The sequence below is a fragment of the Bacillus sp. GbtcB14 genome (genome assembly GCF_019091205.1).
GTDB classification, from domain to species: domain Bacteria; phylum Bacillota; class Bacilli; order Bacillales; family Bacillaceae_G; genus Bacillus_A; species Bacillus_A cereus_AG.
In genome coordinates, this window is record NZ_JAGXJT010000002.1 from 763,006 (window position 1) to 773,809 (window position 10,804).

The following is a 10,804-nucleotide window of genomic DNA, read 5'->3' on the forward strand; positions in this document are numbered from 1 at the left end:
TCAGTTTTCTTATACAAGGAGAGTTGTATTTATGTCGTTTTCATGGAAACGTTTCTTACAAATTGGGAAAATTATCTTCCCATTTATTGTATTAACAATTGTATTCTTTCAAGCAAAAAAAGAATTAGCAGGCATTTCTTTTTTAGAAGCAATCAATACAATTAAAAACATTCCAACCGGAGGAGTCTTTTTAGCAATTACACTTGGCGCATTTGCCGTATCAACAATGTTCTTTTATGACTATGTTATGCTTCGTTATTTAAAAGCTGATATACCAGTCCAAAAGATTTTCCGTATCTCATGGATTGCTAATACTTTAAATGGATTTATTGGATTTGGTGGTCTCGTTGGAGCTGGTGTACGCACAATGCTTTATCGTCCATACATAAAAGAAAATGGCAAACTTATTAAAAGTATCGCCTGGATGACAACTGCTTTTATTAACGGATTAGCCATTCTTTCATTCCTCGGTCTTATTGGAATATTAGACACAAGTTTTATTTTGCATGAAAAACCGTGGCTATGGCCTGTTCTTATCTTCTTTGCTCTTTTCGTCCCTATATATATTGGCTTTTCTAAACTTAAAAATAGAAAAACAAACCAAACTGAAGGACAAGAAGAAGAAGAAGAAGAGAAAAACCCAACTGTTTTATACTCATTAGTTTCATTAGTCGAGTGGGTATCTGCTGGTATTGTTATGTACGTTATATTAATATTATTTGGCATCGATATCGAATTTCAAAAGTTTTTAGGTGTATATGTAATTGCTGCTTTAGCTGGCGTTGTTAGCCTTGTACCTGGTGGACTTGGGTCATTTGATCTTGTCTTTTTAACTGGACTCGGACAATACGGCATTGATACAGGCGTATTACTACCTGCTATGTTATTATATCGCCTTGTCTATTACATTTTACCTTTCTGCCTTGGTCTTATTTTTGCAGCTTTTGAAATGACAGGCGTGGCCATTAAAAAGTTTGAAGATAAACCTTTTATTGCGCCTGCACTAGAAACAACTGGTGTTATATGGACCTTGCAGCGTGACTTTCTAGGAAAACTAGGTTCATGGGCATCTGCTGCTTTAACAGTATTTGCTGGCTTAATGGTTATTTTATCGACCATTCTACCAACAAGTATAAACAGGGCACACGCCTTACATATTCTAGCTCCAAAACATCTTATTCAATTTTCTTTTAGCTTATCACTAACATTTGGTATTCTCCTGCTAATCCTTTCGCGAGGGATATATTATGGAACAAAACGTTCTTACTATATGACGATTATTTCTTTAATCGGAGCAGCCATCTTTAATACGCTAAAAGGAATTGATATTGAAGAGACGTTTATTTTATTAATCGTACTCGCTGTATTATATATGCTTCGTAAAAGATTTGTACGAGAGAAAATGGAAGTTTCGCTTTCTGATATGGTAAAAGTTTTTATATTCTTACTTATAACTTTATATTTATATAAAAACTTAGGTATTTTATTTGCAGGTGCAAAAGAAGCTTTTAAACCTGACTTTGTCGTTCGTAATATTACACAAGTGAAACGAAGTGCATTAGCAGCTGCCTTTTTCGTTCCTACCTTTTTACTGATTGGCTCACTCATTGCCAATCGTTATCGAAATGAATTTCCCGGGCAACCAGCTAATGATAAAAGATTGCAAAACTTTTTAGATGAACATGACGGAAATGTACTTAGTCATTTAGGATTTTTAGGTGATAAACAATTCTTCTTCAGTAGTGATGGGAAAGCGCTCCTTCTCTTCTCTATAACAGGAAAACGTCTTGTTGTGCTAGGTGATCCAATTGGAGACCCTTCCTCCTACCGTACTGTGTTACAAGAGTTTTTAGCTGAGGCTGATCGATTTGGATACATTTGTGTATTCTACCAAATCGAAAGTAAATGGATGAGTTTATATCATGATTTTGGTTATAACTTCTTTAAGCTTGGTGAAGAAGCTGTCGTTGATTTAAATACATTTACAATAACAGGAAAAAAACGCGCTGGTATGCGAGCGACTTTCAACCGTTTTGAAAGAGAAGGCTATACATTCTCTATTCACCAGCCACCATTCTCAGATGAACTATATGAAGAGTTAAAGAAAGTTTCAGATGCGTGGCTCGGCGGTAAAAAAGAGAAAGGCTTTTCACTCGGATACTTTGATCGCGAATATATTAGCCGAGCACCTATCGCTACATTATCTGATGCAGATGGAAAAATCATCGCATTTACAACCTTTATGCCCGTATATCAAGACGGATCATTGTCTGTTGATTTAATGCGCTATTATCCAGATGCACCTAGTGGCATTATGGATGCAATTTTCATCCACCTGTTCCAGTGGGCAAAAGAAAATGAATACCATTCCTTTAATATTGGTATGGCACCACTTTCAAATGTAGGTTTATCGACACAATCTTTCTGGTCTGAACGAGTTGCTGCTGCCATCTTTAATAATGTTCGTTATACGTATAGTTTCAGCGGGCTACGTCATTTTAAAGAAAAATATAAACCAGCATGGAGCGGTAAATATTTAGCATTTAGAAAGAATCATTCTTTACCAATTACAATGCTCTCTGTAACAAAATTAATAGGAAAAAGAAAAAACAGCTAAACATTTAGCTGTTTTTTCTTTTTTGAACTTGTACAATAAATTCTTTTTCATATTTCTTACCATTTATATAGAAATCTCCCCATATTTTATACGCTCCTTCGGCAGGAAATGTAATGCGATATTGTACTTGCTCATCTGTATCAACAGGTATTGCGTATAAAAAGTTTTCTCTCGTTTCGTCCACGATATAGAGCGCCTCGACTTCTCCTCTCTCTGAATGTAATTTCAATTTTTCACCCTTTTTCGCTTGGAATTGAAACGTTAATGTCGCTGGTTCATTTGGATGCAATGCACCAAACAAAAGAGAAACTTCATACTCCCCTATTTTTTTTGTAAGTACACTATCGATTGGGAATTTTGCTTTTTTCTTATTTTTTTCGTCCATCTCTTTCCCAAAATCTTTCCTCGCAAATGATTGCACAGACTTATTTTTGTCTTCATATAAAAATATTGTATAGCCTTCATCTTTCGCTATTTTGGAAGATACCTTATAGGATCCATTTCCTGCAAATGTAGGTTTCATTTGTTGTACTTGTTTTAATTGTCCGTCTACAATAATTGCCCGAATTTGATCATTCACACCACGAACTTCGTTATTTTTATGATTTAGTAATTGAAACAAAATATCTACTTTCTCATTTCCTTTTCCATTTGACACATCCCATTTTACTTCCTGAACATCACCTACAGTCTCTGTAGTTTCCTGATACTTTTTTATGTAAAATCCGCCTAGTACAATAAATAATAAAGCAAAAAGTCCAATGACAAGATTTTTCAAAATATCACCTACCATTTTTATTGTCTCTGTTCATACAAAACTTCTTACATATATATTCTAGATTATGATTTATGAAATCCTCCTGCTTTGCACATATTACAAATAATTAAAAGATTTTAATTGAAAGGATTCGTAGTGTATAATGCAAATGATATTGATTTCTATCAATACATTATAAGGAGGACTTTTCATGAGTGTACATATTGAAGCAAAACAAGGCGAAATTGCTGAATCTATTCTATTACCTGGTGATCCATTACGTGCAAAATATATTGCGGAAACATTTCTAGAGGACGTTACATGCTATAATAACGTGCGTGGTATGTTAGGTTTCACTGGAACTTATAAAGGAAAACGCGTATCTGTTCAAGGTACAGGTATGGGTGTTCCTTCTATTTCTATTTATGTAAACGAATTAATCCAAAGCTACGGAGTTAAAAATTTAATTCGCGTTGGAACTTGCGGTGCGATTCAAAAAGACGTAAAAGTACGTGACGTTATTATTGCAATGACGGCTTGTACGGATTCTAATATGAACCGTTTAACATTCCCAGGTTTTGATTTTGCACCTGCTGCAAACTTTGACCTTTTAAAGAAAGCTTACGATGCTGGAACTGAAAAAGGCTTACACGTTCGTGTTGGTAATGTTTTAACAGCAGATGTATTTTACCGTGAAAGCATGGACATGGTTAAAAAACTTGGAGATTATGGTGTACTAGCAGTAGAAATGGAAACAACTGCTCTTTACACATTAGCAGCGAAATACGGTGTAAATGCCTTATCTGTATTAACAGTAAGCGATCACATTTTCACTGGTGAAGAAACAACATCTGAAGAGCGTCAAACTACATTTAACGAAATGATTGAAATCGCTTTAGATGCAGCAATTCAACAATAATACACTAAAGAACTCGTCATACGTCTGTCGAGTTCTTTTTATGTGACTTTTTATTAAAAACTACTTTCGGAAGAGACAGATTTTCTCCTCTACTTTTTTGTAACGTTTGTTATAATAAAGAAATCATTTACAGTATTTCTCACAAGAGGTGACGCAGTGAAAAACAGAAGTATCGTCTTTAAACTATTTTTATTAACATCAACATTATTTACAATCATATTCCTCCTTTTTTTCTTAGGACAATCTCTATTTTTAGAGAAATTTTATATTAATAAAAAAGTAAAAACAGTTCAAACTGCTTTTGAGAAGTTTGTAGATACTTACGAAGAAAGTGGTAAAACTTATGAGGAAGTTCGAAAACTAAAACAAGAGTTTCATGATAAAACAAATGCTGAAATGCAGTTTTTAAATACGAACGGCATTATTAAAAGCGACAATAATTTTTACATTGATGTAATTAATCCTAAAAATAATAAAGCATATTCCATTCCACTCAATAATGTTTTAACGCCCGAAGAATATAATAAATTTGAAAACTTAGGATTGAAAAAAGATGGGATGATAAACGTCGTCGGTTTTGTACAAGATTCCACCATAACACCGCTAGAATTGACAACAAACTATAATCGATGGCAAAACGAAAATGTCAATTCAGATTTTCAATCCATTAATGGCAACCCTGCTAAAAATAGACTTACAAGCCGATCCAAAACTGTGACTCAAATTGAGTTTACTGGTATTGTATCTAAGTTACAGCTTCCATCCAAAGCGGATGTTCGTCTTGCAAATGATTTTGAAACATTACAAGCCGTTCAATATTTTGCAGAGATTATTAGAAATGGCACTGCTAACTCGCAGCAATTAAACACTTATATAATAGATGGCGGAGAAAATATAAAAAATAGTATCTTTGTAAAACCTATTATTGAAAATGGAAAAATTACAGAATACGCTTTTGCGATAGCATCTTTACAACCTGTTAATGAAGCAATGCTCGTTTTAAAGGACTATTATGTCTATGCCTTAATCATCGTATTTCTCGTAATTATTTTATTATCCTTCTACTACTCAAAAATCATTGTGAAACCATTAATTAAAATGAATCGCGTTACAAAGAAAATGGCCAATTTTGATTTTAGTGAAAAATTACCTGTGACAGCAGACGATGAAATTGGTGGGCTTTCCGGTAGTATTAATACATTATCTGTAAACTTAAAAGACCGAATCGATCGATTAAATGTTGCCAATACAAAATTACAACAAGATATTGAACGTGAACGTCAATTAGAGAAAACGCGAAAAGAATTCATTTCTGGTGTATCACACGAATTAAAAACACCGCTCAGTGTAATTAGAAGTTTCGCAGAAGGAATTAAAGATGGCGTTAGTAAAGATACGACGTATTACACAGATGTTATTTTAGAAGAAACAGAAAACATGAACAGACTTATTGTTGAAATGTTAGAATTGGCAAAATTAGAATCAGGTACGTACAAACTAGATATGACGACATTCTCAATCGGTGAATTAATTCAACAAGTCTATACAAAGTTATTATTTAGCATGGAGGAAAAGCATTTACAAGTAAACATAGATGTAGACTCTTCGATATTTGTTAAAGCGAATCGTAGTCGTATTGAGCAAGTCGTTGTGAACTTACTTAGCAATGCAATTCGCTATACGCCAGATGGAGAAAAAATACAAGTCTCCGTTATAGCAATGAAAGATACAATAAAAATCGAAATCGAAAACACAGGAAACCCTATCCCAGAAGAAAGTCTTGAAAAAATTTGGGATCGTTTCTACCGTTTAGATGCATCCCGTAGCCGTCATACTGGAGGTACCGGTCTCGGTTTATCTATTGTAAAAAACATTTTAGATCTCCATCATGCCGAGTACGGTGTATATAATACGACTAATAGTGTTATATTCTACTTTAATTTACAAAAAGTAAAAGAAGTCAAATAATTTGTCTTAATTTCACTAGGAGTTCACATGAAATTCACACTCTCCCTTTATAGTTAGAAACAAGTTAATCCTTTCCTTTACACACATAAAAGAGGAGAGTGCGTGAAATGAAACAAGCAGGACAACCTATTCAAAATGAAAAACAATTAGAAACTATCAAAAATATACTTTTACAATCTTCGAAACGTGATGGCTTATTATTCGTATTAGCTGTAAATTCTGGCTTAAAAGTAAGTGAAATCTTACAATTAAAAGTTAGTGATGTAATCGATGAAAATGAAAATGTTCGCCATTCCATTTTATTTTACAATGAAAAGGTAAAGAAACATAAATGGTTTGCTGTAAATGAAGACTTACAGCACGCGATCGAAGACTACATGAAAGAACGTAAAACTTGGAAACGTAATGAACCATTATTAAAGTCTCAAAAAGGAACAAAATCTATTACGAGACAACATGCATGGTACATTTTAAACAAAGCTGCAAAAGAAGTTGGATTAGAAGGGATTAGCTCACATACACTTCGAAAAACTTGGGGATATTGTGCATACAAATCAGGTGTTGACATCGCATTTTTACAACACTTCTTTGATCATAGTACTCCATCAAAAACTTTAAAGTACATCGGTATTGCTTAATAACTCTTATACATAAAAAAGGTTACCATTTATAAATGGTAACCTTTTTTATGTTTCACATTCTCTTTCCTTGTCTCTCCTATATTGTAGTGGTACTCTAATAGTAAGGGGGAGAAATTATGAACACATTAACAATTGAATTACCGAAAGAAACGGCTGAAAAACTTGATTTATTAAAACAAGCTTATGAAAAGAAAACAGGTGCTTCCATTTCTGAGAGTACTCTTGTTCAAACACTTATCTCAAAAGAATTTATCCAAGCGATAACTCCTTTTGATTTACAACAATTCGTCACTGGAAAAGAACAGCATTAATTGCTGTTCTTTTTTTGATACTTTATCAGGAGTTTACTAGCATTCTACCCCGAAAAACTTCTTTGCTTCAGCCAAACTTTTTATCAGGTATCTTCCTACCCGTTAATGTCTCATAAAAAGTTTTTTATTTATTTTTCGGAAAACTATTGACAATGATAATGATAACCATTATCATTTATTACGAAGCCAACAATTGATGAATCAACCAAACGCTCAGTAACATTGTTACCCCTCTTTTTCATATAGAAAGGCACTGTACATTCCCCCTGTTTGTACAGTGCCTTTCTTATTTATCATCATTCAAACAAATTTAATTGCTCAGGCTTCGGCTCACCATATGTAATGTTCATCATTTTCATAAGCTGTTTCGCATTATCCGCTGCATCTCCGCCCGAATTATTATTAAATAGTACATATATGCCCTTTGTCTTCTTTTTTAATTGCTCTAGTCTCTCTACCCATTCTTTTAGTTCTTTATTATTGTAGCGATATAAACAGCGAACTGCTCTCCAATTTTCCCCTTTATCAAGCCATCCATGAACATTTCGACCATGAAAACGTATTAACACCATCTCTGCATTCGTTACTTCTAAAACGAGCGGTACCGAACCTATCCCCGCCTGTGGCTCGTCACAAATTGTATGAATCCATTTCTCCTGCTCTAGAAACTGTAACGTCTTATCTCTCATTTCTGGATAAAACCATGTTTGATTTCGAAATTCTATAGCACACGGCAAACCTTCCATTTTTTCTTTCGTATATCGAAGAAAATCTACATTTTTCTTTTTACAATCAAACCATGGTGGATATTGAAATAAAATCGTTTTTAATTTATCAGCTTCTATTAAAGGAAGAATAGATTGTTTATACACATCAAACATCTCATCAAACGTAGAAAAAGGGATTTCACCTTTCATATGTCCTGTCATTCCTTGATATGCTTTTACGATAAAAGCAAAATCTTTCGGTGTTTCCCTTGCCCATTTTGTATAGTTTCGTGCGGGTTGCATCGCATAAAATGAACTATCCACTTCCACTATAGGAAAATACTCACTATATGTTCGTAATTTATTTCTATTTTCATAGGGGTCTATATATAAAGAATCATGATCTCCCCACCCTGTCACTCCAATGAAAAGCAAATATATCCCTCCCTTTTTCACTTCCCGAACACTTCGGCTAATCAATTTCATTAAGTAGCCCCTTCTTTAAGAGTATCCGTATAAAAATATGATATACTAGATGGAAGAATTTTTAAATTGAGGGGTTATTTATTTATGCTTCCAAACGATGATATTGTATCTCATGAAAAACGAATAGAAGAACTAGAAACTAAAGTACGTTTTTATGAAGAGCTTGTGAATCAATTACCACATCATTTCACATACAAAAATCCACATATTGGTTTACAAATAAAGAAAACGAGAACGACTCATTCCATCCAAAACATACAAAAAGAAAATAAAGAGGCTGATTTTCAACTTACTTGTGATTCATTATTTTTATTTGAGCAACTTGAAACATACTTTGTTCATATTTTTGATGCTTTTTCACATCATGTAACCTTTGTTGATGCTAAAGGAAATATAACTTTATGTAACCAAGCTGCAGCAGATGATTTTGGTGTAGTACGAAATGATATAATCGGAAAACCAATCCAACAATTACTAAAATTGCCAGAAGAAAAAATTAAAGCTCTTGAAACATTAAGAACGGGTACAGAAATATATAATGAAGAAGTTTTAGACAAAAACTATGGCATTTTAAATAACCGAATTATTCGTGATTATAACGGAGAGATTTTTAGAGTTATTAGTGTCTTTCATTATTTAAACACGGAACGTGATGCAGAGAAATTTTCTTTAGCAGGGCGAATCGCAGCTGGTATTGCGCATGAAGTACGTAATCCTCTTACAACCGTACGAGGTTATTTACAATTTTTACAAGAAAGTGTTTCTTCATCTAATAAAGAATTATTTAAAAACTTACTTATTCCTGAATTAGACCGCGCAAATAGTATTATTACAAAATTTTTAGCTATTTCAAAAACACGCGATTTTACAAGAGAACCGTTTCCTATTAATACATTTTTACGTGAGTATATTCAACAGTTACTAGCTAGTGAAGTCTTTTTACATAATATTTCAATTGACTATACTTTTTCTACCGAATTAGATGATGTATTAGTCCATATTGATCGTCATGAACTTGTGCAAGTTTTTTTAAACCTATTTCAGAACGCTGTCGACGCTCAAGGCGAAAAAAAACTTTCTATCCAAATCACTAGTTATCGCCTTAATAACTTTGTTCGTATTACTTTCACTGATAATGGAATTGGTATTCCTCCAGCCATTCAAGAATATATCTTTGATCCATTCTTCTCAACAAAAGATTCAGGCACAGGACTGGGCTTGTCAGTAACGAAGAAAATTATTCAAAATCATAACGGTACATTAAAAATGACTAGTAATCAAGATGGTACAACTTTTACCGTTTCAATTCCAATTTTACCTAAAACGACTTTGGAAAAATTGAATGAATACAAATGAGGTACTCCTCCACAAACTGCATGCCAATTGTTAAATACCTACAACAATTAGCATGCAGTTTTTTATGTTGAACTTTTCGTCTTTACATTATATAAACCTTCTCTTTATCTTACTTATTTTTGCTAAGAGGGCCAATTTCTTATTTTTTTAGAAATGGTAGTTTGTCCATCACGAATTTAGTATAAATTTCATTTTAATATATAGTAATGACTATTGATTCTATGAAAGAAAGGAATGAAAAGATGAACAATAAAAATAAAGGAAAAGTATTTTATGGTAATGATTGTTGCGAAGTAAGAGCTTGTAGTTATATTAACATCTCTAAGTCCGAACTTACAGAATTCGTTAGACTTCTTCAAGCTCTTGGCCAAGCTATTCAAGCGGTCTTTCAAAACCCTTCTCAAAATCATATCGATAACTTGATCGCTGCCCTAAATAACCTACAAAAATTCCTCAATTGCTTAGATTTATCTCCAGCACAAAAACAAATTGGAAATTCTATTATTGCTAATCTATTAACTATTCTAAGAACAAAACCTTTCTCATGCGGAGCATTGTACGTTGAGCTACAAAGCTTGCTTAATTATTTATTGTATATCGCTAAGTTATTCAAAGTAGATTGCTCCACTATCGACAAACTAGTTAAACTCATAACAGAGATTCAAACTATCCTAGTCCAATACGGATCAGGTTGCCTTGGAGGAGGAGCAACAGGTGCTACTGGTGCTACTGGACCTCAAGGTGCTACTGGACCTCAAGGACCGGCTGGTGCTCAAGGTGCTACTGGCGCGACAGGAGCAGCTGGCGCGACAGGAGCAGCTGGCGCTCAAGGCGCTACTGGTGCTCAAGGACCTCAAGGTGCCCAGGGACCAGCGGGTGCTCAAGGCGCTACTGGACCTCAAGGTGCTCAAGGTATTCAAGGACCAGCTGGCGCTCAAGGTGCTACTGGTGCTCAAGGACCAGCTGGCGCTCAAGGTGCTACTGGTGCTCAAGGACCAGCTGGCGCTCAAGGTGCTACTGGTGCTCAAGGACCAGCCGGCGC

General features: G+C 34.2%; 9 protein-coding genes. 7 read left to right on the forward strand and 2 right to left on the reverse strand.

What is annotated here, in order from left to right:
- Positions 1–31: 31 nt before the first annotated feature.
- Positions 32–2,617, forward strand: a complete 2,586-nt coding sequence (gene mprF / locus KVT31_RS08865; protein ID WP_088095743.1) for a bifunctional lysylphosphatidylglycerol flippase/synthetase MprF — start codon at positions 32–34, stop codon at positions 2,615–2,617.
- 4 nt (positions 2,618–2,621) lie between these two features.
- Here mprF and KVT31_RS08870 read toward each other — a convergent pair whose 3' ends face one another.
- Positions 2,622–3,410 carry a hypothetical protein gene (locus KVT31_RS08870; RefSeq protein WP_140392399.1) on the reverse strand — a complete coding sequence of 263 codons (789 nt, stop codon included), beginning with the start codon at positions 3,408–3,410 and terminating at the stop codon, positions 2,622–2,624.
- Positions 3,411–3,585: 175 nt separating this feature from the next.
- Here KVT31_RS08870 and deoD point away from each other — a divergent pair, with 175 nt between their 5' ends.
- From deoD to KVT31_RS08890, 4 genes are all read left to right on the forward strand, one after another.
- Entirely contained in the window at positions 3,586–4,293 is a 708-nt protein-coding gene (gene deoD / locus KVT31_RS08875; protein WP_000110707.1) for a purine-nucleoside phosphorylase, read from the forward strand.
- Positions 4,294–4,449: 156 nt separating this feature from the next.
- Positions 4,450–6,261 (forward strand): sensor histidine kinase, encoded by a 1,812-nt coding sequence (locus KVT31_RS08880; protein ID WP_088095742.1) that lies wholly within the window; start codon positions 4,450–4,452, stop codon positions 6,259–6,261.
- Positions 6,262–6,368: 107 nt separating this feature from the next.
- On the forward strand, positions 6,369–6,899 hold the full coding sequence (locus tag KVT31_RS08885; protein WP_000806236.1) for a tyrosine-type recombinase/integrase: 531 nt from the start codon (positions 6,369–6,371) through the stop codon (positions 6,897–6,899).
- 119 nt (positions 6,900–7,018) lie between these two features.
- The gene (locus KVT31_RS08890; protein WP_001094861.1) at positions 7,019–7,213 is read left to right on the forward strand and encodes a DUF3924 domain-containing protein; all 195 of its coding nucleotides are present in this window, start codon (positions 7,019–7,021) and stop codon (positions 7,211–7,213) included.
- Between the two features lie 296 nt (positions 7,214–7,509).
- Here the strand turns inward: KVT31_RS08890 and KVT31_RS08895 are convergent, their stop codons facing one another.
- Positions 7,510–8,355 (reverse strand): DUF72 domain-containing protein, encoded by an 846-nt coding sequence (locus KVT31_RS08895; RefSeq protein ID WP_088095748.1) that lies wholly within the window; start codon positions 8,353–8,355, stop codon positions 7,510–7,512.
- A gap of 135 nt (positions 8,356–8,490) precedes the next feature.
- On the opposite strand from KVT31_RS08895, the gene KVT31_RS08900 reads away from it, so the two are divergent.
- Both KVT31_RS08900 and KVT31_RS08905 read left to right on the forward strand, forming a co-directional pair.
- Positions 8,491–9,762, forward strand: coding sequence for an ATP-binding protein (locus KVT31_RS08900; RefSeq protein ID WP_088095741.1), 1,272 nt, complete (start codon positions 8,491–8,493; stop codon positions 9,760–9,762).
- 242 nt (positions 9,763–10,004) lie between these two features.
- The coding region (locus tag KVT31_RS08905) for a collagen-like repeat preface domain-containing protein (RefSeq protein ID WP_254637148.1) at positions 10,005–10,804 on the forward strand (800 nt) is incomplete at its 3' end.